The 24,660-nt window shown below is 51.1% G+C and carries 18 protein-coding genes, 2 tRNA genes and 3 rRNA genes; 11 read left to right on the top strand and 12 right to left on the bottom strand.

Annotated elements, in window-relative coordinates; all coding sequences use genetic code 11:
• The first annotated feature begins 110 nt into the window (after positions 1 to 110).
• Positions 111 to 710, top strand: coding sequence for a LuxR C-terminal-related transcriptional regulator (locus tag WN16_RS05740; protein WP_003025485.1), 600 nt, complete (start codon positions 111 to 113; stop codon positions 708 to 710).
• A 30-nt stretch (positions 711 to 740) separates the two neighbouring features.
• On the opposite strand, the gene ecnB is transcribed toward WN16_RS05740, so the two are convergent.
• From ecnB to efp, 3 genes are all read right to left on the bottom strand, one after another.
• Positions 741 to 887 (bottom strand): lipoprotein toxin entericidin B, encoded by a 147-nt coding sequence (gene ecnB / locus WN16_RS05735; RefSeq protein ID WP_003025482.1) that lies wholly within the window; start codon positions 885 to 887, stop codon positions 741 to 743.
• Positions 888 to 994: 107 nt separating this feature from the next.
• Complete coding sequence (ecnA, locus tag WN16_RS05730; protein WP_003830568.1) at positions 995 to 1,129, bottom strand: lipoprotein antitoxin entericidin A; 135 nt, start codon at positions 1,127 to 1,129, stop codon at positions 995 to 997.
• Between the two features lie 57 nt (positions 1,130 to 1,186).
• Positions 1,187 to 1,753: an elongation factor P gene (efp, locus tag WN16_RS05725; protein ID WP_003025478.1), complete on the bottom strand. Its 567-nt coding sequence runs from the start codon at positions 1,751 to 1,753 to the stop codon at positions 1,187 to 1,189.
• A 41-nt stretch (positions 1,754 to 1,794) separates the two neighbouring features.
• Here efp and epmB point away from each other — a divergent pair, with 41 nt between their 5' ends.
• The gene (gene epmB / locus WN16_RS05720) at positions 1,795 to 2,823 is read left to right on the top strand and encodes an EF-P beta-lysylation protein EpmB (protein ID WP_016149436.1); all 1,029 of its coding nucleotides are present in this window, start codon (positions 1,795 to 1,797) and stop codon (positions 2,821 to 2,823) included.
• Between the two features lie 184 nt (positions 2,824 to 3,007).
• Positions 3,008 to 3,871, top strand: coding sequence for a YjeJ family protein (yjeJ, locus tag WN16_RS05715; protein ID WP_044699197.1), 864 nt, complete (start codon positions 3,008 to 3,010; stop codon positions 3,869 to 3,871).
• Positions 3,872 to 4,050: 179 nt separating this feature from the next.
• On the opposite strand, the gene WN16_RS05710 is transcribed toward yjeJ, so the two are convergent.
• From WN16_RS05710 to WN16_RS05700, 3 genes are all read right to left on the bottom strand, one after another.
• On the bottom strand, positions 4,051 to 4,404 hold the full coding sequence (locus WN16_RS05710; protein WP_003025468.1) for a DUF4156 domain-containing protein: 354 nt from the start codon (positions 4,402 to 4,404) through the stop codon (positions 4,051 to 4,053).
• A gap of 134 nt (positions 4,405 to 4,538) precedes the next feature.
• Entirely contained in the window at positions 4,539 to 6,185 is a 1,647-nt protein-coding gene (gene groL / locus WN16_RS05705; RefSeq protein WP_003025464.1) for a chaperonin GroEL, read from the bottom strand.
• A gap of 43 nt (positions 6,186 to 6,228) precedes the next feature.
• Positions 6,229 to 6,522 (bottom strand): co-chaperone GroES, encoded by a 294-nt coding sequence (locus WN16_RS05700; protein WP_000027827.1) that lies wholly within the window; start codon positions 6,520 to 6,522, stop codon positions 6,229 to 6,231.
• A gap of 275 nt (positions 6,523 to 6,797) precedes the next feature.
• Between WN16_RS05700 and yjeH the strand changes: the two genes are divergently transcribed.
• Positions 6,798 to 8,063: an L-methionine/branched-chain amino acid transporter gene (gene yjeH / locus WN16_RS05695; RefSeq protein WP_044699201.1), complete on the top strand. Its 1,266-nt coding sequence runs from the start codon at positions 6,798 to 6,800 to the stop codon at positions 8,061 to 8,063.
• Positions 8,064 to 8,112: 49 nt separating this feature from the next.
• Here yjeH and WN16_RS05690 read toward each other — a convergent pair whose 3' ends face one another.
• Positions 8,113 to 8,589, bottom strand: a complete 477-nt coding sequence (locus WN16_RS05690) for an FxsA family protein (RefSeq protein WP_003025457.1) — start codon at positions 8,587 to 8,589, stop codon at positions 8,113 to 8,115.
• 338 nt (positions 8,590 to 8,927) lie between these two features.
• Between WN16_RS05690 and aspA the strand changes: the two genes are divergently transcribed.
• The 7 genes from aspA (at position 8,928) to WN16_RS05655 (ending at position 16,883) form a co-directional block, all read left to right on the top strand.
• Complete coding sequence (gene aspA / locus WN16_RS05685; RefSeq protein WP_003025452.1) at positions 8,928 to 10,364, top strand: aspartate ammonia-lyase; 1,437 nt, start codon at positions 8,928 to 8,930, stop codon at positions 10,362 to 10,364.
• 115 nt (positions 10,365 to 10,479) lie between these two features.
• Positions 10,480 to 11,781 carry an anaerobic C4-dicarboxylate transporter DcuA gene (gene dcuA, locus WN16_RS05680; RefSeq protein WP_003025449.1) on the top strand — a complete coding sequence of 434 codons (1,302 nt, stop codon included), beginning with the start codon at positions 10,480 to 10,482 and terminating at the stop codon, positions 11,779 to 11,781.
• Between the two features lie 128 nt (positions 11,782 to 11,909).
• Positions 11,910 to 12,257 (top strand): divalent cation tolerance protein CutA, encoded by a 348-nt coding sequence (gene cutA / locus WN16_RS05675; protein ID WP_003025447.1) that lies wholly within the window; start codon positions 11,910 to 11,912, stop codon positions 12,255 to 12,257.
• Positions 12,233 to 13,942: a protein-disulfide reductase DsbD gene (locus WN16_RS05670; RefSeq protein WP_047715953.1), complete on the top strand. Its 1,710-nt coding sequence runs from the start codon at positions 12,233 to 12,235 to the stop codon at positions 13,940 to 13,942. The genes cutA and WN16_RS05670 overlap by 25 nt, the downstream gene beginning before the upstream one ends.
• A gap of 36 nt (positions 13,943 to 13,978) precedes the next feature.
• On the top strand, positions 13,979 to 14,554 hold the full coding sequence (locus tag WN16_RS05665) for a transcriptional regulator (protein WP_003025441.1): 576 nt from the start codon (positions 13,979 to 13,981) through the stop codon (positions 14,552 to 14,554).
• Between the two features lie 152 nt (positions 14,555 to 14,706).
• A tRNA-Phe gene (locus tag WN16_RS05660) sits at positions 14,707 to 14,782 on the top strand.
• A 439-nt stretch (positions 14,783 to 15,221) separates the two neighbouring features.
• Positions 15,222 to 16,883, top strand: coding sequence for a fatty acid--CoA ligase (locus WN16_RS05655; RefSeq protein WP_044699204.1), 1,662 nt, complete (start codon positions 15,222 to 15,224; stop codon positions 16,881 to 16,883).
• Between the two features lie 220 nt (positions 16,884 to 17,103).
• On the opposite strand, the gene WN16_RS05650 is transcribed toward WN16_RS05655, so the two are convergent.
• From WN16_RS05650 to WN16_RS05630, 5 genes are all read right to left on the bottom strand, one after another.
• Entirely contained in the window at positions 17,104 to 18,825 is a 1,722-nt protein-coding gene (locus tag WN16_RS05650) for a SulP family inorganic anion transporter (RefSeq protein ID WP_003844994.1), read from the bottom strand.
• A 463-nt stretch (positions 18,826 to 19,288) separates the two neighbouring features.
• A 5S ribosomal RNA gene (gene rrf, locus WN16_RS05645) occupies positions 19,289 to 19,404 on the bottom strand.
• Positions 19,405 to 19,494: 90 nt separating this feature from the next.
• Positions 19,495 to 22,402: ribosomal RNA gene (locus WN16_RS05640) — 23S ribosomal RNA — on the bottom strand.
• 221 nt (positions 22,403 to 22,623) lie between these two features.
• Positions 22,624 to 22,699 (bottom strand) — tRNA-Glu (locus WN16_RS05635).
• A gap of 85 nt (positions 22,700 to 22,784) precedes the next feature.
• Positions 22,785 to 24,326: ribosomal RNA gene (locus WN16_RS05630) — 16S ribosomal RNA — on the bottom strand.
• The 16S, 23S and 5S rRNA genes sit together here with 1 tRNA gene alongside, the layout of an rRNA operon.
• Between the last annotated feature and the right edge of the window lie 334 nt (positions 24,327 to 24,660).

Raw genomic sequence — 24,660 nt, 5'->3', positions numbered from 1 at the left:
GCATAATTAGCGGCGTAGTTCCCGCATTTGGCACTCATCGGAGTTCTTTATGATGAAGGGCTTTCTGAAACCGGAAAGTCGATTGCCCCTCTTCTGAATGCGAAACGTTTATGCTTAAAATTTTAGTGATTGACCGGTGCCACTTTACCCGCACAGGGATAGAGGCCTTGCTTAATCATTCTGGCAGGTTCAGCTCTTCATTTCTGGTCTCAGGAATCAATAATCTCCTGTTAGCAAAAGAGCATATTTTGCAATGGAAACCGCATCTGGTGATCGCGGATTTATACAGTTTTATTAGCGAGACGCACTCCAGTCCGCCAATTAACCCTTTTTTTATGAGTTGTGGCGTCATCCCATTGATTTTACTGCAATCAGCAGATAGACAGCATGCCCCCATCGCCCCCTCTCAATCCGTCGCCCATTCGGTCTTGACCAAGCACACCACGCTGAACACACTCTCCCACACAATTCAGGAAGCACTTCAGGTTCGCCCCGCATTAGAAATACCCAAAAACGCCACGCCTTTGCTTACGCCGCAGGAGGAGAAAGTATTATCAATGTGGATGGATGGTGTGAGTAACAATGCCATTGCCGCCGCACTCAGCATACATGGCAAAACGGTCTACACCTATAAGCGGAATATCCGTATGAAACTGCACCTGGGGAACCGCTTCTCGCCGTTTCTGTCACTCCCAGGGAAGGGAGATTAACGGTACGACACGACGTCGTACCGTTCTTCATTATTGCTGAGCTTTTGTCGCTGCACCAGAAATGGCGCTACCGCCTTCAGAAATATCCTGTCCTACGCCTCGTGTGGTATTACACGCGGTTAAAACGGAAGAAAGTACCAACACAGAAAAGATCGCAGCAATTGTCTTCTTAACCATAACGTCTTCCTTTTCTAGCCAATATTGTTTGTGTATAGCTACTTAATAATAGACAAGATCTGGGAGTGTGATGGATAAACAACCATTTTTAAGACTATATGAAATGATTAGCTGGCAGCGTGAGAGATTGAATTGCCAAGATGTTTGATGTCTTCACCGAAGCCGCGCGCGGTATTGCATCCCGTCAGGAGGGTGCTGGTGAAAAGGAGTAGCATTACAAGACCGAGAAGACGTTTCATCATTCCTGCCCTGGAAAAAGTATGGCGCAGCAACCTGCGCCATAAGATCAAATGGAAGACTTATTTTACGCGAGAAACGTATTCGCCGGAGCGGGTATCCACTTTGATCACTTCGCCGATCTGTACGAACAGCGGAACTTTAACGACTGCGCCGGTAGACAGGGTAGCCGGTTTGCCGCCAGTACCAGCGGTATCGCCTTTCAGACCTGGGTCGGTTTCAACAACTTCCAGCTCAACGAAGTTCGGCGGAGTTACAGAGATCGGCTGACCGTTCCACAGGGTCACGATGCATTCAGCCTGGTCCAGCAGCCATTTAGCGTTATCGCCTACCGCTTTCTCGTCAGCAGCCAGCTGTTCGAAAGTGGTGTTATTCATAAAGTGCCAGAACTCACCGTCGCTATACAGGAAAGTCAGGTTCATGTCGGCTACGTCTGCGCCTTCAGCGGAGTCAGTAGACTTGAAGGTTTTCTCTACGCGAGTACCGGTCAGCAGGCGACGCAGCTTAACGCGCGCAAACGCCTGGCCTTTACCTGGTTTAACGAATTCGCTGGCTTCAACCGCATAAGGTTCGCCGTCCAACATGATTTTAAGACCAGCACGAAAATCGTTGCTATAGTACGTTGCCATAAGGCCCTCTGAAAATTGTTAACTGGTAGCTAAGCCACAAAATGGCGCATATTGTAACCCTAAATACCCCATCCAGAGAAGATTGGTTATCGCAACTTGCCGATGTTGTGACCGATCCCGATGAACTTCTGCATCTTTTGAATATAGACGCAGATGAAAAACTGTTGGCCGGACGCGATGCGAGACGGCTTTTCGCCCTGCGCGTGCCGCGCGCGTTTATTGCCCGCATGGAGAAAGGTAACCCGGACGATCCGCTTTTGCGTCAGGTACTTACCTCCCAAGAAGAGTTTGTTGCCGCGCCAGGCTACTCAACCGACCCGCTGGAAGAACAGCACAGTGTGGTTCCCGGTCTGCTGCATAAATATCGCAATCGGGCACTGTTGCTGGTCAAAGGCGGTTGTGCGGTGAATTGTCGCTATTGCTTCCGTCGACACTTCCCATATGCCGAAAACCAAGGCAATAAACGCAACTGGCAGGTCGCTCTCGACTACATTACCGCGCATCCTGAGCTGGATGAAATCATCTTCTCTGGTGGCGATCCGTTAATGGCCAAAGACCACGAACTGGATTGGTTGCTCACGCAACTGGAAGCCATTCCGCACATTAAACGCCTGCGTATTCACAGCCGTTTGCCGATAGTGATCCCTGCGCGCATTACCGAAGGACTGGTCGAACGTTTTGCGCGCTCCACGCTGCAGATTCTGCTGGTCAATCACATTAACCATGCCAATGAAGTTGATGAGACGTTTCGCCAGGCGATGAGTAGTCTGCGCGCCGCGGGCGTTACGCTACTCAACCAAAGCGTATTGCTGCGTGGCGTGAACGATAACGCACAAACCCTGGCTAACCTTAGCAACGCACTATTTGATGCCGGTGTGATGCCCTATTACCTGCACGTGCTGGATAAAGTACAGGGTGCCGCCCACTTTATGGTCAGCGATGATGAAGCGCGTCACATTATGCGTGAACTGCTGACACTGGTTTCCGGTTACATGGTCCCCAAACTGGCGCGTGAAATTGGCGGAGAGCCAAGTAAAACGCCGTTGGACCTGCAGTTACGCCAACAATAACCATTATTGAGTGTCCGATTCCGGACACTCGCTATCGATCACGATTATTTAATATCCCTGCAGGTGGAGCCGCACTTTTAATATGTGCTATTTTAATTAGCGCTGTAAAATCATTCATTCGTAAATTTTATCAATAGTTTCAAATGCAGAGCATTTATAAATATATGGTTAGGGAGAACCTTTTATGGCTATAAGTATTAAGGGCGTTAATACCGGCGTTATTCGTCAAAAGAATGAATTTGTTGCTTTGGCATTAAAGATAAAAGAGCCAAGAAATAAGGAGTCGTTGTTTTTTCTTTCTCCGCTTGGGCTAAGAGACTTGCTTATTGCTCTGGAAAGCAGGCTATCCACCAAACATCAACTAAGCGAAGACAAGCGTGTGCAGTATGAGAAAGAATGCGAGAAAGCCAGCAAAAAGATGCACGAAAACATTCCGTTAATTCAGGAAGATGAGCTAAAAAATGCGGATATTAACCGTCGCATAGATTCACTGACGTTAGTGGATGATAAAGGGGAAAACTTAGCATTTTCTCTGACGCTACATGACGGGAAAAAAGATGAATTACTGGTTAATGAATTACAGATTCAGGTGTTGGCGCATGCAATTATTCATGCAATAAATAATGCTGGCATGCGGGATTTAGCGCTACGAATTACATCGCTGCTGGATTTCCTACCGCTGTACGATGTAGATTGCCAGCAAAACGACAATCTGGAATACGACTCTTATACACAACCCGAATGGAAACATAACCTGTTTAATCATTATCTGGCGATTATTTACCGCTATACGGACGATAAAGGAAAAGCCCATTTCTGTGGTTCGGTAGTAAAAACTCGCGCCGCTTCCGGCAGCAAAGAGGCCGAAGCCATTACTCGCCGCCTGCTCGATTTCAGCCCACGGCTGAAAAAACTTGCCGGTGTACCGTGCCAGGTATTTATCAGAACGTTGACGGGTGATAAGACGCAAAAGCTCAATCAGGATCAGTGCCTGCGCGCACTGCATCATTTACGCGTTCAGTCTGCACATAAGACTCAGAATGCCTGATGGCGCTGCGCTTATCAGGCCTACGATTGCATGAGTCTGTCCAGGCCACTTTATTACACAAAATAATTCAATCTGCATCGCGGCGGCAAACGAAGAAAATCCCCAGGAGCATAGATAACTATGTGACTGGGGTTTCACAGCGCAGCCAACAAAGAGGCTGGTTGAAGGATGAAGTGTAATCAGTTAGGGCACTTATAAACCTGTCCAATCATCTCACTGGCGGTAGGAACAAAGCTGGACAGCATTCCCTGCGATGGGCTGCTGACGCCATAAATCACGTTACCGCCCATTGCCGCAGCCTGGTTACGCAGATCGTTTGCTGCGCCACGCATTGAGCCGCCCTCTTCGCCGTGCTGGCCAGAAAGCCAGTTGCTTTGCTTACCGGTTGCCGTGCCTATCAGTTGGCACTCTGCGCCAGGCTTGTCTTCGACAAAGCGTACGCTTTGCCCGGCTGAACTCAGTTCGTTGCTGGAGCTACAACCCGCCATCAGTAGCGCGGCACCAACGATCCCTGCTAAATATTTCACGTGCATGTCATTCCCCATGATCAATTAGTTGGACGTTATGTCCGTAGCTGAATCATATACTAAAAAGATGACCAAAAGAAAAACCCCCGGACATTTCTGCCCAGGGGTTTCTCAATTCTGAGAGGTTCAGAACAACATGATTACATCATGCCGCCCATTCCACCCATGCCGCCCATACCACCAGCAGCACCTAAGTCAGGTGCATCGCCTTTCGGCAGGTCGGTAACCATGCACTCGGTGGTGATCATCAGACCCGCAACAGAAGCCGCGTACTGCAGAGCAGAACGAGTTACTTTGGTTGGATCCAGGATACCCATGTCGATCATGTTGCCGTATTCTTCAGTTGCAGCGTTGTAACCGTAGTTACCGTCACCGGCTTTCACGGTGTTAGCCACTACAGACGGCTCTTCGCCGCAGTTCAGTACGATTTGACGCAGTGGGGATTCCATTGCGCGCAGCGCAACTTTGATACCTACGTTCTGGTCTTCGTTCTGACCTTTCAGGCCGGCAATTTTAGATGCTACGCGAATCAGCGCAACGCCACCACCAGCAACCACGCCTTCTTCTACCGCAGCACGGGTAGCGTGCAGGGCATCTTCAACGCGGGCTTTCTTCTCTTTCATTTCAACTTCAGTCGCAGCACCAACTTTGATAACCGCAACGCCGCCTGCCAGTTTCGCTACGCGCTCCTGCAGTTTTTCACGGTCATAGTCGGAAGTTGCTTCTTCGATCTGCTGACGAATCTGAGTCACGCGACCCTGGATTGCAGCTTCGTCGCCCACGCCATCGATGATGGTGGTGGTATCTTTGTTGATAACAACGCGTTTCGCCTGGCCCAGATCTTCCAGAGTTGCTTTTTCCAGCTCCATACCGATCTCTTCAGAGATAACGGTACCCCCGGTCAGGGTAGCGATATCCTGCAGCATTGCTTTACGACGATCGCCGAAGCCAGGTGCTTTAACCGCAGCGACTTTCACGATACCGCGCATGGTGTTAACAACCAGAGTTGCCAGCGCTTCGCCTTCAACATCTTCAGCGATGATCAGCAGCGGTTTGCCTGCTTTCGCTACAGCTTCCAGAACCGGCAGCATTTCGCGGATGTTGGAGATTTTCTTGTCAGCCAGCAGGATGAACGGGCTTTCCAGTTCTACTGCGCCAGTTTCCGGCTTGTTGATGAAGTAAGGAGACAGATAGCCACGGTCGAACTGCATACCTTCAACCACGTCCAGTTCGTCCTGCAGACCGGTACCGTCTTCAACGGTGATCACGCCTTCTTTACCGACTTTGTCCATCGCTTCAGCGATCAGTTTACCTACGGTTTCGTCGGAGTTAGCGGAGATGGTACCAACCTGAGCAATAGCTTTAGAGTCGGAGCACGGTACGGACAGTGCTTTCAGTTCTTCAACAGCAGCAGCGACAGCTTTGTCGATACCACGTTTCAGATCCATCGGGTTCATGCCCGCAGCAACGGCTTTCAGACCTTCAGTGATGATGGACTGAGCCAGTACGGTTGCGGTGGTGGTACCGTCACCTGCAGCGTCGTTCGCTTTAGAGGCAACTTCTTTCACCATCTGCGCACCCATGTTTTCGAACTTGTCTTCCAGTTCGATTTCACGTGCTACGGAAACACCATCTTTAGTGATGGTCGGTGCACCGAAAGATTTATCCAGAACTACGTTACGGCCTTTTGGACCGAGGGTAACTTTCACTGCATCTGCCAGTACGTTTACGCCGCGCAGCATTTTCACACGAGCGTCGTTACCGAATTTTACGTCTTTAGCTGCCATTTTCTCTTTCCCTTAAATTCGTATGTTCAGTGTCGTTCGCGGATTAGGCTTCAACAATTGCCAGGATGTCGCTTTCAGACATGATCAACACTTCTTCATTGTCGATCTTCTCAGATTTAACACCGTAGCCATCGTTGAAAATAACGATATCGCCGACTTTCACGTCCAGCGGCTGTACGGTACCGTTGTCCAGGATGCGACCCTTACCGACAGCGATGATTTCGCCACGAGTTGATTTACCTGCTGCAGAACCAGTCAGTACGATGCCGCCAGCAGATTTGGATTCAACTTCTTTACGTTTGACGATCACACGATCATGTAACGGACGAATACTCATTGATAGCTCTCCTTTGAGAAAGTCTTTATCAGTTATGGGTGACGCCGGCCCGTAAACGGTTTCCCGGCTAGTGACCAGAGAGATGGGGATGGGGTTTTGTGCCTTCAAGGGGGCAAGCGAAAAAAAAATTTTATCAGCAGAAAATCCCGTCAAAATGCCGACCTGCCTCACATTCCATAACGATTTCAGTCGCGTCGTCATAAGCAAATCCGATTGTGATACCATCAAAAATCTGCGTTGTAGCCCGGTCAATGGGCATAATCGGATAACCACTTATGAGCGGACTGAAACAAGAGCTGGGACTGGCTCAGGGCGTTGGCCTGTTGTCGACATCATTGTTAGGTACAGGCGTTTTCGCCGTCCCCGCGCTGGCCGCACTGGTTGCGGGCAATAACAGCCTGTGGGCCTGGCCGGTGCTGATTGTTTTGGTCTTTCCGGTGGCAATTGTCTTCGCCGTATTGGGTCGTCATTTCCCCAGCGCAGGCGGTGTGGCGCATTTTGTCGGCATGGCCTTTGGTTCACGACTGGAGCGCGTCACCGGATGGCTATTTTTGTCGGTCATTCCTGTCGGCTTGCCTGCGGCGTTGCACATCGCCGCCGGATTTGGTCAGGCGATGTTTGGCTGGCATGACGAGCAACTTCTGCTGGCTGAGCTGGGTACGCTGGCATTGGTTTGGTACATCGGCTCCCGCGGCGCAAGCTCAAGCGCTAATCTGCAAACGGTCATTGCCGGACTGATTGTTGCCCTCATTGTTGCTATCTGGTGGGCGGGCGATCTGAAACCAGTCGAAATCCCCTTCCCTGCAATTAGCGATATTGAACTCCCCGGTCTGTTCGCCGCGCTGTCGGTGATGTTCTGGTGTTTTGTTGGCCTCGAAGCGTTTGCTCACCTGGCATCTGAATTCAAAAATCCGGAACGAGACTTCCCACGCGCGCTGATGATTGGCCTGCTGCTGGCTGGATCTGTTTATTGGGCATGCACCGTCGTCGTTCTCCATTTTGGTGCCTACGGCGAGCAAATGGCCGCCGCAGCATCGCTGCCAGAAATCGTCGTGCAACTGTTTGGTGTACAGGCACTGTGGGTCGCCTGCATCATTGGTTATTTGGCCTGTTTTGCCAGCCTCAACATTTATATTCAAAGTTTCGCTCGACTGGTCTGGTCGCAAGCGCAGTATAAGCCTGAGAGTTATCTGGCTCGTCTGTCCCCCCGCCACCTTCCGCGCAATGCGCTAAACGCCGTATTGGGCTGCTGCGTAGTCAGTACTCTGTGCATCTATATGCTGCAAATCAATCTCGATGCGTTAATCGTCTACGCCAACGGCATCTTTATTATGATTTATTTGCTGTGCATGTTGGCGGGTTGTCGATTACTGAAAGGGCATTACCGCGCACTGGCGGTCATTGGTGGTCTGCTGTGCCTACTACTACTGGCAATGGTCGGCTGGAAGAGTTTGTACGCGTTGATTATGCTGGCAGGGCTGTGGCTGTTTTTACCCCGCAGGCCGGATAAGGCAACGTTGACGCCATCATCCGGCCTATAAACACTTTTGCCGGATGGCGCCAACGCTTATCCGGCCTACATACTGAGCCTTAATCCCGACGATCGTCTTTATGTTCGATGCTGTCGCGCTTGTCATCCTTGCGCTGAAATTCACCATCAAAAGTCTCACCGCCACCGGTTCCGGCGCTAAAACCACCGCCAGGCATACGCGAAAAACGTAAATGTGGCAGCAGTTTCATCGTCAGATGTTTTTGCACCGGGGGTAATAAAAGAAGAAGACCGAGGAAATCGGTGAAAAAACCAGGCAGTACCAACAGCAGACCGGCGATAATCAGCGATACGCTTTTGATCATTTCTGCAGCCGGACTTTCACCAGCCGCCATTTTTTGTTGCATCAGTAAAAAGTTCTTAAATCCCTGATTACGAACCAGAGACATACCGATAACCGACGTAAAAATAACCAAAATCAGCGTCATCAGGACGCCCATCACATGGGCAACCTGAATAAAAATAGATATCTCTATGTAAACATAGAGAAAAATGGCAAGTAATGGTATCCAGCGCAAAGGGATCTCCTGTTAATAACAGCCGTTTTGTTCAACTTCTGTTCGAAAAATTATGTTAATCGCATCGATTTGATATTGTGGTGGTTAGCAAAATTTCAAGTGGCTTGTACACTAATATTTAGGGTTAATCACAAAGGGGTGATCCATTTCACAGAATAATAAATAAGGGGTAAATTCCACGCTTTAAGTGATCCAGATTACGGTAGAAATCCTTAACCAGCATATGATCTCGGGTATCAGACCGATGCAGGGGATAATCGTCGGTCGAGAAACAATCGAAATCACATATATCCTGTGTGTTTAGTCAAATCATTGGCAGCTTGAAAAAGAAGGTTCACATGTTAAACAACATTCGTATCGAAGAAGACTTGTTGGGTACCAGGGAAGTTCCAGCGGACGCCTACTACGGTGTCCACACTCTGAGAGCGATTGAAAACTTCTACATTAGCAACAGCAAAATCAGCGATATTCCTGAATTTGTTCGCGGTATGGTAATGGTTAAAAAGGCAGCGGCAATGGCCAACAAAGAGCTGCAAACCATTCCTAAGAGTGTGGCAAATGCCATCATCGCGGCGTGTGATGAAGTCCTGAATAACGGAAAATGCATGGATCAGTTCCCGGTAGACGTTTACCAGGGTGGTGCGGGTACCTCCGTCAACATGAACACCAACGAAGTTCTGGCCAATATCGGTCTGGAACTGATGGGTCACCAGAAAGGTGAATATCAGTACCTGAACCCGAACGACCACGTTAACAAATGTCAGTCTACCAACGATGCATACCCAACTGGCTTCCGTATCGCTGTATACGCATCCATCATCAAACTGATTGATGCACTGAACCAGCTGCGTGAAGGCTTTGAGAAAAAAGCCGATGAATTCCAGGACATCCTGAAAATGGGTCGTACCCAGCTGCAGGATGCTGTACCGATGACTCTCGGTCAGGAATTCCGTGCTTTCAGCGTACTGCTGAAAGAAGAAGTGAAAAACATTGGGCGTACCGCTGAGCTGCTGCTGGAAGTTAACCTCGGCGCAACAGCAATCGGTACTGGTCTGAACACGCCGAAAGAGTACTCTCCGCTGGCAGTACAGAAACTGGCTGAAGTCACTGGCTTCGCCTGTGTTCCGGCAGAAGACCTGATTGAAGCAACTTCTGACTGTGGCGCATACGTTATGGTGCACGGCGCACTGAAACGTCTGGCTGTGAAGATGTCCAAAATCTGTAACGACCTGCGTTTGCTCTCCTCTGGTCCGCGTGCGGGTCTGAACGAGATCAACTTGCCGGAACTGCAGGCTGGGTCTTCTATCATGCCAGCTAAAGTGAACCCGGTTGTTCCGGAAGTCGTAAACCAGGTGTGCTTCAAAGTCATCGGTAACGACATCACTGTCACCATGGCATCTGAAGCTGGTCAGCTGCAGCTGAACGTAATGGAGCCGGTCATTGGTCAGGCAATGTTTGAATCCATTCACATTCTGAGCAACGCTTGCTACAACCTGCTGGAAAAATGCGTTAGTGGTATCACTGCTAACAAAGAAGTCTGTGAAGCGTTTGTATTCAACTCCATCGGCATCGTTACTTACCTCAACCCGTTCATCGGTCACCACAACGGCGACATCGTCGGTAAAATTTGTGCCGAAACTGGTAAGAGCGTACGTGAAGTTGTCCTGGAACGCGGTCTGTTGACCGAGTCTGAACTGGACGATATCTTCTCTGCACAGAACCTGATGCACCCTGCTTATAAAGCAAAACGTTATACTGATGAAAGCGAACAGTAATCGTGTAGGGTAGTACCGGAGAAGGCACGTCATGATGACGTGCCTTTTTTCTTACTCGAAGTTACTTAAAAACAACAATTTAATATCAACTTGTTAAACAACAAGGAAGGCTAATATGATAGTTTTAGAACTTATCATCGTTTTGCTGGCAATCTTTTTAGGTGCCAGACTTGGGGGTATCGGTATTGGATTTGCAGGTGGGCTGGGTGTTCTGGTTCTTGCCGCTATCGGCGTAAAACCAGGTAATATTCCGTTCGATGTTATTTCCATTATCATGGCGGTTATCGCTGCTATCTCTGCCATGCAGATTGCCGGTGGTCTGGACTACCTGGTTCACCAAACTGAAAAACTGCTGCGTAAGAACCCGAAATACATCACGATCCTTGCACCTATCGTGACCTATTTCCTGACTATCTTTGCCGGTACTGGCAACATCTCTCTGGCAACACTGCCAGTTATCGCTGAAGTTGCGAAGGAACAAGGTATCAAGCCTTGCCGTCCGCTCTCTACCGCAGTGGTTTCTGCACAGATTGCGATTACGGCTTCTCCAATCTCCGCAGCCGTGGTTTATATGTCTTCCGTCATGGAAGGTCATGGCATCAGCTACATTCACCTGCTGTCCGTGGTCATTCCGTCCACCCTGCTGGCCGTTCTGGTGATGTCCTTCCTGATCACCGCACTGTTCAACTCCAAACTGTCTGACGACCCGATTTATCGTAAGCGTCTGGAAGAAGGCCTGGTTGAACTGCGCGGTGAAAGACAAGTTGAAATCAAAGCTGGCGCGAAAACCTCCGTTTGGCTGTTCCTGCTGGGCGTGGTTTGCGTAGTTGTATACGCCATCATCAACAGCCCAAGCCTTGGCCTGGTCGCTAAACCGCTGATGAACACCACCAACGCAATCCTGATCATCATGCTGAGCGTCGCGACGCTGACCACGATCGTCTGCCGCGTTGAAACTGACTCCATCCTGAACTCCAGCACCTTCAAAGCCGGTATGAGCGCCTGTATTTGTATCCTTGGTGTTGCATGGCTGGGTGATACCTTCGTATCTCACAACATTGACTGGATCAAAGATACTGCAGGTAGCGTAATTCAGGGTCATCCGTGGCTGCTGGCGGTCATCTTCTTCTTTGCTTCCGCGCTGCTGTACTCTCAGGCTGCAACCGCTAAAGCACTGATGCCGATGGCTCTGGCTCTGAACGTTTCCCCACTGACGGCTGTTGCATCTTTCGCCGCTGTTTCTGGTCTGTTCATTCTGCCAACCTACCCAACTCTGGTTGCGGCGGTTCAGATGGATGACACCGGTACAACTCGCATCGGTAAATTCGTCTTTAACCATCCGTTCTTCATCCCAGGTACTCTGGGTGTGGTTCTGGCTGTCTGCTTCGGCTTCTTGCTGGGCAGCTTCATGCTGTAAGACTTTACTGCAGGGTGCCTTCGCGCCCTGCAGTTCCTCCTCCCCACCCCGCTTTAGCTAACATCCTTCCCTCGTCCGTTGTATAGTGACCATTCTTTTGCTGGTTACTCTGTTCTTTCGAGGTGTTTATGCTTGATGTAAAGAGTCAGGATATTTCCATCCCCGATACCGTTGTGGTGCTCTGTACCGCCCCGGATGAAGCAACCGCCCAGGATCTCGCCGCCAAAGTGCTGGCGGAAAAGCTGGCTGCCTGCGTGACCCTGCTACCCGGTGCGACCTCCCTCTACTATTGGGAAGGCAAACTGGAACAGGAATATGAAGTGCAGATGATTTTAAAAACCACCGTCACACACCAGCAAGCCCTTCTCGATTGCCTGAAGTCACATCATCCGTATCAAACGCCTGAACTTCTGGTTTTACCCGTCACTCACGGAGACTTTGATTACCGCTCATGGCTCAACGCATCCTTACGCTGATCCTGCTGCTGTGCAGCACATCTACCTTTGCTGGATTATTTGACGCGCCTGGCCGCTCGCAGTTTGTACCTGCCGATCGGGCGTTTGTTTTTGATTTTCAGCAAAACCAACACGATCTGAACCTCACATGGCAGGTTAAAGATGGCTATTATCTGTATCGCAAACAGATAAGCATTACGCCATCTCAGGCCGATATTGCCGAGATAAAACTGCCGCCAGGCGTCTGGCATGAAGATGAGTTTTACGGCAAAAGTGAAATTTACCGTAAACAGCTGACTATCCCGATCACGGTCAATCAGGCTAAGTCTGGCGCAACATTAACGATCACATACCAGGGCTGCGCCGACGCCGGATTTTGCTATCCACCAGAAACAAAAACGGTGCCATTAAGTGAAGTGTCTGCCGATATCCAGGCGACACCTGCGCCGGTGCCAGCCACTGTCGATCCGCAAGAGAAACCGCAGCCCGCGGCTCAACTCCCCTTTACCGCTCTGTGGGCATTGCTGATCGGAATAGGCATCGCGTTTACGCCCTGCGTATTACCGATGTATCCATTGATTTCCGGAATCGTACTGGGCGGCAAGCAACGCTTATCAACCGGACGGGCACTGCTGCTGACGTTTATCTACGTTCAAGGGATGGCGCTCACCTATACCGCGCTGGGTTTGGTTGTTGCAGCCGCCGGTTTACAGTTCCAGGCTGCGCTTCAGCATCCCTACGTCCTGATTGGCCTTGCCGTCATCTTTACGTTGCTGGCGTTGTCGATGTTTGGTTTGTTCACGCTGCAACTGCCTTCATCGCTGCAAACGCGCCTCACGCTAATGAGTAACCGCCAGCAAGGTGGAGCTCCCGGCAGCGTCTTTGCGATGGGGGCGATTGCTGGCCTCATCTGTTCTCCTTGCACAACGGCCCCGCTAAGCGCGATTTTGCTGTATATCGCTCAGAGCGGGAACATGTGGCTGGGAGGCGGCACGCTGTATCTGTACGCGCTGGGGATGGGATTACCTCTGATGCTGATTACCGTATTTGGCAATCGCCTGTTGCCTAAAAGCGGCCCATGGATGGAACATGTCAAAACCGCTTTTGGCTTTGTCATTCTGGCGCTTCCCGTCTTCTTACTCGAACGTATCGTTGGCGACGAGTGGAGCGTTCGCTTATGGTCACTGTTAGGCGTCGCGTTCTTTGGCTGGGCGTTCATTACCAGCCTGCAGGCAAAGCACACCTGGATGCGTATCGTGCAGATTGTCCTGTTAGCCGCAGCACTGGTATGCGTGCGTCCACTGCAAGACTGGGCGTTCGGCGCGCCGCATACTCAAACCCAGGCACACCTTAACTTCACGCCGGTGGCATCGGTAGATGCGTTAAATCAAGCGCTGGAGCAAGCTAAAGGCAGGCCAGTCATGCTGGATCTGTATGCCGACTGGTGTGTAGCCTGTAAGGAATTTGAAAAGTACACGTTCAGTAATCCGCAGGTTCAGCAAGCGCTAGGCAACACGGTGCTGTTGCAAGCGGATGTGACAGCAAACAATGCCCAGGATGTCGCTCTGCTGAAACATCTACAGGTTTTAGGTTTGCCGACTATCTTGTTCTTTGATGCCGAGGGAAAAGAGCATCCGGAGGCCCGGGTAACGGGTTTTATGGATGCCGCTACCTTCAGCGCACATTTGCGCGATCGCCAACCGTGAGCGACACTTGCAACAGGAAATACGGAGGAGAATACCGTGCAACGTGAAGATGTCCTGGGAGAAGCCCTGAAATTACTTGAGGTGCAAGGGATAGCCAATACCACGCTGGAAATGGTGGCCGAACGTATCGATTATCCTCTGGATGAACTGCAGCGCTTTTGGCCCGATAAAGAGGCCATTCTGTACGATGCGCTACGTTACCTCAGCCAGCGGGTGGATATCTGGCGGCGTCAGCTTTTGCTGGATGACACCCTGAGCGCTGAGCAGAAATTACTGGCGCGCTACACCGCACTGTCCGAATGCGTGAGCAATAATCGCTATCCCGGCTGTCTGTTCATCGCCGCCTGTACGTTTTACCCCGATCCCGGGCATCCGATCCATCAGTTAGCCGATCAGCAAAAAAAGGCAGCACATGACTTCACCCATGAACTGCTCACGACGCTGGAAGTTGACGACCCGGCAATGGTCGCCAAACAGATGGAACTGGTGCTGGAAGGCTGCCTGAGCCGCATGCTGGTTAATCGTAGTCATGCTGATGTCGAAACGGCACACCACCTGGCTGAAGATATCCTACGCTTTGCCCAGTGCCGAATGGGCGGTGCGCTGACCTAAGCGAGCATTATCTGTTTTAGCCGCATCTGTCGGGGAGATTTGTGCAAACTTCAGGCATAACCATGCAGATTGCCGCAATATTAAGCGGTTGAACAATGTTTCCAGAAATTTGATTGACTGACAGACGTGAATACGGTTTAATGCGCCCCGTTGCCCGGATAGCTCAGTCGGTAGAGCAGGGGATTGAAAATCCCCGTGTCCTTGGTTCGATTCCGAGTCCGGGCACCACTATTCAGAAGAACCCGCCTATGGCGGGTTTTTTGCTTTCAGGGTTCTGCTAGATTTCTGATCGTTCTGTCCACTGCGACTCCTACCCTACCTCATCACGCCAGTTAAACCTTCCAGTGAGACCACGATGGTACTGCAAAAAATATAGCGGTATCAGGCACACCTCTTTTTCTGGCGTGCTTAACCGTAGGCCAGATTTGAGTGATTTATCTGAACAGCCTTGGGCACTAAACCAGTGGGTGAAGGAACTGGGCATAGAGTAGCCAGGATTCTGCAGGTAGCGAATAACCCGATCGCGTTGCAAGGTACGCACATTCATCCCCAGGGGCTGGAACTGGTCGCCGCCTCGATATCTGAAGCAAACGCCAGGGAGTAAAGGCCAACCTTAATCTACAATTGCCATCATACCGAGCAAATAGTGAGTCAACGAGGAATCTGGATGGTGAAAACAAAAATCATACAGCCAGCGCAGGGGGCTCATGCCTATCCGTTGCTGATCAAGAGCCTACTGCTGTCGGGTGGGCGTTCTCATCCCGAGCGAGAAATCGTCTACGCCGATAAGCTCCGTTACGACTATCGTACCCTCAAACAGCGCATTCATCGCCTGGCAAACATGCTGACAGCGGCCGGTGTCATGCCTGGAGACACCGTCGCCCTGCTAGATTGGGACAGCCATCGCGCCCTCGAGTGCTTCTTCGCGGTACCCATGATTGGGGCCGTGCTGCACACGGTGAACGTCCGCTTCTCGGCGGACCAAATCGCTTACACCATGAATCATGCCGAGGACAACCTGGTACTGGTGCACGACGACTTCTTGCCGGTTGTCGAGTCACTGGCTGAGACGCTGACCACTGTCCGGGGATACATCCAGCTTAGCGACGAAGAATCGAAGGCGACCAGCCTGCCGGTACTCGGGGAATATGAGACCCTGCTCGCCGCAGCGGGAGAACTCTTTGACTTCCCCGACTTCGATGAAAACTCGATAGCTACCTTGTTCTATACCACTGGAACCACGGGCAATCCCAAGGGAGTCTACTTCAGCCATCGCCAGCTGGTCCTGCACACGCTCAATGAGCTGGGTCTCCTGGCTGCCCACGAGGGACAGTCGCTGCTACGATCGAACGATGTCTACATGCCGATCACCCCTATGTTCCACGTGCATGCCTGGGGCGCTCCTTATGTCGCAACAATGCTGGGTGTGAAGCAGGTATACCCCGGTCGTTACGAACCCAACAAACTGGTGCGGTTTTATCACGATGAGGGTGTGACCTTCTCGCATTGTGTGCCAACCATTTTGCAGATGATCCTTGAGTGCGAAGAAGCCACGCAGACTGATCTGTCAGGATGGAAGATGTTACTCGGTGGCAGTTCACTGTCCCTTGGACTGGCGACACAGGCCCACCATAGGGGCATACGCATTCACGCCGGCTATGGCATGTCTGAGACCTGTCCCCTGCTCTGTATGACCCACTTAAGCGATGCCGAGCTGGCCCTTCCCATGGATGAACAGTTACCCCTGCGGATTCGGACCGGCCTGCCTGTCCCGTTGGTGGATCTACGTATCGTCGATGGCGAAGGTCGGGAGGTGGTGCACGACGGAGAAGCCCTGGGCGAAATAGTGGTACGAGCCCCTTGGTTGACTCAGGGCTACCTGAAGGAACCCGAGAAAGGAGCTGAGCTATGGAATGGCAGTTGGCTGCACACCGGCGACATAGCCTCTATCGATCCCCATGGGATAGTGGAAATCAAGGATCGCATCAAAGACGTAATCAAGACGGGCGGTGAGTGGATAAGCACGCTGGAGCTGGAGAACCTCATCAGCTCACACGCGGCGGTCAGGTCGGTAGCCGTCGTCGGGATACCTGATGAGCAGTGGGGCGAACGCCCCCTGGCTCTGGTGGTTTGCAAGGAAGGGGAGGACCTGGAGCCGCAAGCCATAGCGACATATCTACAAGGATTCGTCGACCGCGGCCACATCACTAAATGGGCGATCCCACGACAGATAAGGATAGTCCCGGATATTCCCAAAACCAGCGTTGGCAAGATCAACAAGCGCCTGATTCGGGAGCTCGAAGCCAGCAATGGGAAGGATATCATTTAAGCGATCTGTCGCATTCACAGCGTAAGGTTAACAACAGTCACACTGCTTATATTTCAGGTAGCTTGCCGATATCAATGCTCTGCCGGGGAACTCACCGTCCCCGGGCGGATGCTGATCCCCCCTTTAGCAACATGGGGTTCTGGTCGATGTCAGGTCCTGCTGGACGAAAAACCCGTCCTCAGCGCCTTCCATTCAGCCTGATCATTTACCTAAATCTGCTTTATTCAACAACGCCAGATTCACCCTCACTCATGCTTTCTTTGCTTTGAATAAACCGCAGCGCCAAATAAAGGTCTGGTGCCAGAATCATGTCGTCGTCTTTCATTGTCGGTCGACTCTCTTTAAACCAGCGTGTTAACTCCGTTTTCCGGCCCGCAAGAATTAACTTAATCTGCCGCCCCTTCAGGTCCCGTTTTAACTCATTAATGGTTGCCAGGACGCTGATATCTGAATAGGTAAAGCAAGAAACGGCGTCAATGACCACCCATTTAGGTTGTAGTACTGCACCATCGACTAAATTCAAAACGCGGCGCTTAAAATAGGCCACATTAAAATAGGTCAGCGGTGAGTTAAATCGGTACATCAACACGCCAGGGATCATTTTCACATCAGTTGAATTACCTAATGAGTGAATCATCCCATTTTCGTCAATTCCTAATAAGTGTTCAGTAGGACGAAAAACTGTGCGCAGGAACTGCAACAGACCCAGCAATACCGCAAGGCCGATCCCCTGAATAACACCAATAATCAGAACACAGCCAAAGGTGAAGAACGCCAGGCGAAATGCGGGTTTATTTCTTCGCCTCAGATTCCAGAGTCCGCGTAAATCAATCAATGACCACGATGCATAAATTAGAACAATGCCTAATGCAGATACCGGAATAAATGGTAATGGCTGCGTGAAAAATACCACGACAATTCCGATGATTAAGGCTGCAACAACGGAAACCAGCTGACTTTTCCCTCCGGTGGAGTCATTTACCGCAGTCCGGGAATCGGCTCCGCTAATCGCAAACCCCTGAGATAAGCCAGACATCAGATTCGCAACACCCAAAGCCCTGAACTCAGCATCAGCATTTATTTCGTATCCATTTTTCGCGGCAAAACTGCGAGCGGTTAGCATCAGGCTAACAAAACTGACTAATGCCAGGTTCAGCGCAGGGATCAATAAATCACGTGCCAGACCAGGCTGAAATGAGCCCCAGTGAACAACAGGCAAACCAGACTGGAAGCCCGATCCCCCAATAGTGGCAATACCATACTGCTGTGCAGATGTGATCCATACCAGCGCCGTTGTTATCACAATTGCAATCAACGGTGCTGGCCATTGGCTACGAAACGTTTTGATAGCTATTAAAATCGCTAACGTTAGGATGGAGATCCCTAAGGTTAATAAATGAATTTCCGAGAGTCGGCCTGGCAGGGCAATAATCTTCTCTATCACTTGCTCTTCATCAAGCGTAATCCCCAGCACCTTACCGAGTTGCCCGACAATAATCGTCACGGCAACGCCATTAAGCAGTCCCGTTAGAATGGGATGAGAAAGCAGATCAGCAAGCGCACCCAGGCGAAACTTACTGGCAAGTAGACACCATCCTCCCATCATCACGGTCATGACGATTGTTAACTGCCAGTGGAGTTCTGGATTTCCGGCAGAAAGAGGAACCACAACTGCCGCAATTACCGCGCAGGTCGTGGCATCAGGGCCAACAATCAATTGGCGGGAAGAACCAAACAGTGCATAAGCTAGCATTGGCAAAACGCAGGAATATAACCCGACGATAGCCCCGACTCCCGCCAACTCAGCGTAAGCAATCGCAACCGGTAGTGCTACGGCAGCAACGGATAACCCGGCTTTAACATCATGTTTTAGCCAGCTTTTATCGTACGCTAATAAATTTTTTAGACCCGGCATGTAGTTTAATACCATTTTTCCGAACACTTTATTCTCCGGATTGACCCTTACTAATAGATAAAGGTACACGTAACTGTCGCAGGAGATCCTGATATTTTCGGGAGGCAATACAGATAATTCAGATTGGGTGTTTATCGCATATACCGCAGGATGGCTTGTGTTATGGAGGCTCAGGATATTGCTTTGCACCCGATGGTGCTGCGATGTGCGTGATGCGCTGCGCTTATCAGGCCTGCACAATACGTTCAGCCCGGCGTTTTTTACCCCGCACACACGCAAAAAAGCCCATCCGTCAGGATGGGCTTTTTCACTTTATTTGATGCCTGGCAGTTTATGGCGGGCGTCCTGCCCGCCACCCTCCGGGCCGTTGCTGCGCAACGTTCAAATCCGCTCCCGGCGGATTTGTCCTCCTCAGGAGAGCGCTCACCGACAGACCACAGATAAAACAAAAGGCCCGGTCTTTCGACCGGGCCTTTCGCTTTTATTTGATGCCTGGCAGTTCCCTACTCTCGCATGGGGAGACCCCACACTACCATCGGCGCTACGGCGTTTCACTTCTGAGTTCGGCATGGGGTCAGGTGGGACCACCGCGCTACAGCCGCCAGGCAAATTCTGTTATTAACCCGCTTTTCGCCGGTTAATGTAATCTGTATCAAGCTGAATGTCGTCTCTTCGCCAAAACATCTTCGGCGTTGTAAGGTTAAGCCTCACGGTTCATTAGTATCGGTTAGCTCAACGTATCGCTACGCTTACACACCCGACCTATCAACGTCGTCGTCTTCAACGTTCCTTCAGGAGACTTAAAGTCTCAGGGAGAACTCATCTCGGGGCAAGTTTCGTGCTTAGATGCTTTCAGCACTTATCTCTTCCGCATTTAGCTACCGGGCAATGCCATTGGCATGACAACCCGAACACCAGTGATGCGTCCACTCCGGTCCTCTCGTACTAGGAGCAGCCCCCCTCAATTCTCCAGCGCCCACGGCAGATAGGGACCGAACTGTCTCACGACGTTCTAAACCCAGCTCGCGTACCACTTTAAATGGCGAACAGCCATACCCTTGGGACCTACTTCAGCCCCAGGATGTGATGAGCCGACATCGAGGTGCCAAACACCGCCGTCGATATGAACTCTTGGGCGGTATCAGCCTGTTATCCCCGGAGTACCTTTTATCCGTTGAGCGATGGCCCTTCCATTCAGAACCACCGGATCACTAAGACCTGCTTTCGCACCTGCTCGAGCCGTCACTCTCGCAGTCAAGCTAGCTTATGCCTTTGCACTAACCTCCTGATGTCCGACCAGGATTAGCTAACCTTCGTGCTCCTCCGTTACTCTTTAGGAGGAGACCGCCCCAGTCAAACTACCCACCAGACACTGTCCGCAACCCGGATCACGGGTCCACGTTAGAACACCAGCCATTAAAGGGTGGTATTTCAAGGATGGCTCCATGCAGACTGGCGTCCACACTTCAAAGCCTCCCACCTATCCTACACATCAAGGACCAGTGTTCAGTGTCAAGCTATAGTAAAGGTTCACGGGGTCTTTCCGTCTTGCCGCGGGTACACTGCATCTTCACAGCGAGTTCAATTTCACTGAGTCTCGGGTGGAGACAGCCTGGCCATCATTACGCCATTCGTGCAGGTCGGAACTTACCCGACAAGGAATTTCGCTACCTTAGGACCGTTATAGTTACGGCCGCCGTTTACCGGGGCTTCGATCAAGAGCTTCTCCTTACGGATAACCCCATCAATTAACCTTCCGGCACCGGGCAGGCGTCACACCGTATACGTCCACTTTCGTGTTTGCACAGTGCTGTGTTTTTAATAAACAGTTGCAGCCAGCTGGTATCTTCGACTGATTTCAGCTCCACGGGTAAACCGCTTCACCTACATATCAGCGTGCCTTCTCCCGAAGTTACGGCACCATTTTGCCTAGTTCCTTCACCCGAGTTCTCTCAAGCGCCTTGGTATTCTCTACCTGACCACCTGTGTCGGTTTGGGGTACGATTTCGTGTTACCTGATGCTTAGAGGCTTTTCCTGGAAGCAGGGCATTTGTTACTTCAGCACCGTAGTGCCTCGTCATCACACCTCAGCGTTAAAAAGGTACCGGATTTACCTGGAACCTCCGCCTACATGCTTAAACCGGGACAACCGTCGCCCGGCTAACATAGCCTTCTCCGTCCCCCCTTCGCAGTAACACCAAGTACAGGAATATTAACCTGTTTCCCATCGACTACGCCTTTCGGCCTCGCCTTAGGGGTCGACTCACCCTGCCCCGATTAACGTTGGACAGGAACCCTTGGTCTTCCGGCGTGCGGGTTTTTCACCCGCATTATCGTTACTTATGTCAGCATTCGCACTTCTGATACCTCCAGCATACCTCACAGTACACCTTCAACGGCTTACAGAACGCTCCCCTACCCAACAACACATAGTGTCGCTGCCGCAGCTTCGGTGCATGGTTTAGCCCCGTTACATCTTCCGCGCAGGCCGACTCGACCAGTGAGCTATTACGCTTTCTTTAAATGATGGCTGCTTCTAAGCCAACATCCTGGCTGTCTGTGCCTTCCCACATCGTTTCCCACTTAACCATGACTTTGGGACCTTAGCTGGCGGTCTGGGTTGTTTCCCTCTTCACGACGGACGTTAGCACCCGCCGTGTGTCTCCCGTGATAACATTCTTCGGTATTCGCAGTTTGCATCGGGTTGGTAAGTCGGGATGACCCCCTAGCCGAAACAGTGCTCTACCCCCGAAGATGAGTTCACGAGGCGCTACCTAAATAGCTTTCGGGGAGAACCAGCTATCTCCCGGTTTGATTGGCCTTTCACCCCCAGCCACAAGTCATCCGCTAATTTTTCAACATTAGTCGGTTCGGTCCTCCAGTTAGTGTTACCCAACCTTCAACCTGCCCATGGCTAGATCACCGGGTTTCGGGTCTATACCCTGCAACTTAACGCCCAGTTAAGACTCGGTTTCCCTTCGGCTCCCCTATACGGTTAACCTTGCTACAGAATATAAGTCGCTGACCCATTATACAAAAGGTACGCAGTCACACCCCAAAGGGTGCTCCCACTGCTTGTACGTACACGGTTTCAGGTTCTTTTTCACTCCCCTCGCCGGGGTTCTTTTCGCCTTTCCCTCACGGTACTGGTTCACTATCGGTCAGTCAGGAGTATTTAGCCTTGGAGGATGGTCCCCCCATATTCAGACAGGATACCACGTGTCCCGCCCTACTCTTCGAGTTCACAACCTGTGCATTTTGGTGTACGGGACTATCACCCTGTACCGTCGGACTTTCCAGACCGTTCCACTAACACACAAGCTGATTCAGACTCTGGGCTGCTCCCCGTTCGCTCGCCGCTACTGGGGGAATCTCGGTTGATTTCTTTTCCTCGGGGTACTTAGATGTTTCAGTTCCCCCGGTTCGCTTCATTACGCTATGTATTCACGTAATGATAGTGTGACGAATCACACTGGGTTTCCCCATTCGGAAATCGCCGGTTATAACGGTTCATATCACCTTACCGACGCTTATCGCAGATTAGCACGTCCTTCATCGCCTCTGACTGCCAGGGCATCCACCGTGTACGCTTAGTCGCTTAACCTCACAACCCGAAGATGTTTCTTTCGATTCATCATCGACTTGCAAAAATTTGAGAGACTCGAACACACCATTTATCTGTTCTTATTACGGAGAACAGACACAGTGTGTCGTTTCAATTTTCAGCTTGATCCAGATTTTTAAAGAGCAAATATCTCAAACGTCACCCGAAGGTAAGTTTTGAGATATTGGGGTCGGCGACTTTCACTCACACATACCAGCAAGTGGCGTCCCCTAGGGGATTCGAACCCCTGTTACCGCCGTGAAAGGGCGGTGTCCTGGGCCTCTAGACGAAGGGGACACTGAAGTCTCAATCGCAAGACGCCTTGCTATTTACTTTTCATCAGACAATCTGTGTGAGCACTACAAAGGCAGGTTCTTTAAGGTAAGGAGGTGATCCAACCGCAGGTTCCCCTACGGTTACCTTGTTACGACTTCACCCCAGTCATGAATCACAAAGTGGTAAGCGCCCTCCCGAAGGTTAAGCTACCTACTTCTTTTGCAACCCACTCCCATGGTGTGACGGGCGGTGTGTACAAGGCCCGGGAACGTATTCACCGTGGCATTCTGATCCACGATTACTAGCGATTCCGACTTCATGGAGTCGAGTTGCAGACTCCAATCCGGACTACGACATACTTTATGAGGTCCGCTTGCTCTCGCGAGGTCGCTTCTCTTTGTATATGCCATTGTAGCACGTGTGTAGCCCTACTCGTAAGGGCCATGATGACTTGACGTCATCCCCACCTTCCTCCAGTTTATCACTGGCAGTCTCCTTTGAGTTCCCGGCCGGACCGCTGGCAACAAAGGATAAGGGTTGCGCTCGTTGCGGGACTTAACCCAACATTTCACAACACGAGCTGACGACAGCCATGCAGCACCTGTCTCACGGTTCCCGAAGGCACCAAGCCATCTCTGGCAAGTTCCGTGGATGTCAAGAGTAGGTAAGGTTCTTCGCGTTGCATCGAATTAAACCACATGCTCCACCGCTTGTGCGGGCCCCCGTCAATTCATTTGAGTTTTAACCTTGCGGCCGTACTCCCCAGGCGGTCGACTTAACGCGTTAGCTCCGGAAGCCACGCCTCAAGGGCACAACCTCCAAGTCGACATCGTTTACGGCGTGGACTACCAGGGTATCTAATCCTGTTTGCTCCCCACGCTTTCGCACCTGAGCGTCAGTCTTTGTCCAGGGGGCCGCCTTCGCCACCGGTATTCCTCCAGATCTCTACGCATTTCACCGCTACACCTGGAATTCTACCCCCCTCTACAAGACTCTAGCCTGCCAGTTTCGGATGCAGTTCCCAGGTTGAGCCCGGGGATTTCACATCCGACTTGACAGACCGCCTGCGTGCGCTTTACGCCCAGTAATTCCGATTAACGCTTGCACCCTCCGTATTACCGCGGCTGCTGGCACGGAGTTAGCCGGTGCTTCTTCTGCGAGTAACGTCAATCGCTGCGGTTATTAACCACAACGCCTTCCTCCTCGCTGAAAGTACTTTACAACCCGAAGGCCTTCTTCATACACGCGGCATGGCTGCATCAGGCTTGCGCCCATTGTGCAATATTCCCCACTGCTGCCTCCCGTAGGAGTCTGGACCGTGTCTCAGTTCCAGTGTGGCTGGTCATCCTCTCAGACCAGCTAGGGATCGTCGCCTAGGTGAGCCGTTACCCCACCTACTAGCTAATCCCATCTGGGCACATCCGATGGCAAGAGGCCCGAAGGTCCCCCTCTTTGGTCTTGCGACGTTATGCGGTATTAGCTACCGTTTCCAGTAGTTATCCCCCTCCATCGGGCAGTTTCCCAGACATTACTCACCCGTCCGCCACTCGTCACCCAAGGAGCAAGCTCCTCTGTGCTACCGTTCGACTTGCATGTGTTAGGCCTGCCGCCAGCGTTCAATCTGAGCCATGATCAAACTCTTCAATTTAAGTTTGATGCTCGTGAATTAAACTTCGTAATGAATTACGTATGTTCACTCAGAGACTTGGTATTCATTTTTCGTCTTGCGACGTTAAGAATCCGTATCTTCGAGTGCCCACACAGATTGTCTGATAAATTGTTAAAGAGCAGTTGCGACGCGCTTTAGCGCTCTGTCGCGAGGTGGCGTATATTACGCTTTCCTCTTTCAGAGTCAACCCTCATTTTCAGGTTTTTCTCTTCAACCGAACCGGCTGTTTGTGTGAAGTGATTCACATCCGCCGTGTCGATGGAGGCGCATTATAGGGAGTTTCCTGTGGCCCGCAACCCTTAAATGACAGAAA

Source organism: Citrobacter sp. ABFQG (genome assembly GCF_004322975.1).
Taxonomy (GTDB): domain Bacteria; phylum Pseudomonadota; class Gammaproteobacteria; order Enterobacterales; family Enterobacteriaceae; genus Citrobacter; species Citrobacter freundii.
Note: the sequence above shows the minus strand (reverse complement) of the source record. Positions and strands in the feature narration are given on the sequence as shown.

What these genes read in the sequence shown, in the direction of transcription:
- WN16_RS05740 (WP_003025485.1), top strand. Translation starts at nt 111, where the DNA reads ATGCTTAAAATTTTAGTGATTGACCGGTGCCACTTTACCCGCACAGGG.
- ecnB (WP_003025482.1), bottom strand. Translation starts at nt 887, where the DNA reads ATGGTTAAGAAGACAATTGCTGCGATCTTTTCTGTGTTGGTACTTTCT.
- ecnA (WP_003830568.1), bottom strand. Translation starts at nt 1,129, where the DNA reads ATGATGAAACGTCTTCTCGGTCTTGTAATGCTACTCCTTTTCACCAGC.
- efp (WP_003025478.1), bottom strand. Translation starts at nt 1,753, where the DNA reads ATGGCAACGTACTATAGCAACGATTTTCGTGCTGGTCTTAAAATCATG.
- epmB (WP_016149436.1), top strand. Translation starts at nt 1,795, where the DNA reads ATGGCGCATATTGTAACCCTAAATACCCCATCCAGAGAAGATTGGTTA.
- yjeJ (WP_044699197.1), top strand. Translation starts at nt 3,008, where the DNA reads ATGGCTATAAGTATTAAGGGCGTTAATACCGGCGTTATTCGTCAAAAG.
- WN16_RS05710 (WP_003025468.1), bottom strand. Translation starts at nt 4,404, where the DNA reads ATGCACGTGAAATATTTAGCAGGGATCGTTGGTGCCGCGCTACTGATG.
- groL (WP_003025464.1), bottom strand. Translation starts at nt 6,185, where the DNA reads ATGGCAGCTAAAGACGTAAAATTCGGTAACGACGCTCGTGTGAAAATG.
- WN16_RS05700 (WP_000027827.1), bottom strand. Translation starts at nt 6,522, where the DNA reads ATGAGTATTCGTCCGTTACATGATCGTGTGATCGTCAAACGTAAAGAA.
- yjeH (WP_044699201.1), top strand. Translation starts at nt 6,798, where the DNA reads ATGAGCGGACTGAAACAAGAGCTGGGACTGGCTCAGGGCGTTGGCCTG.
- aspA (WP_003025452.1), top strand. Translation starts at nt 8,928, where the DNA reads ATGTTAAACAACATTCGTATCGAAGAAGACTTGTTGGGTACCAGGGAA.
- dcuA (WP_003025449.1), top strand. Translation starts at nt 10,480, where the DNA reads ATGATAGTTTTAGAACTTATCATCGTTTTGCTGGCAATCTTTTTAGGT.
- cutA (WP_003025447.1), top strand. Translation starts at nt 11,910, where the DNA reads ATGCTTGATGTAAAGAGTCAGGATATTTCCATCCCCGATACCGTTGTG.
- WN16_RS05670 (WP_047715953.1), top strand. Translation starts at nt 12,233, where the DNA reads ATGGCTCAACGCATCCTTACGCTGATCCTGCTGCTGTGCAGCACATCT.
- WN16_RS05655 (WP_044699204.1), top strand. Translation starts at nt 15,222, where the DNA reads ATGGTGAAAACAAAAATCATACAGCCAGCGCAGGGGGCTCATGCCTAT.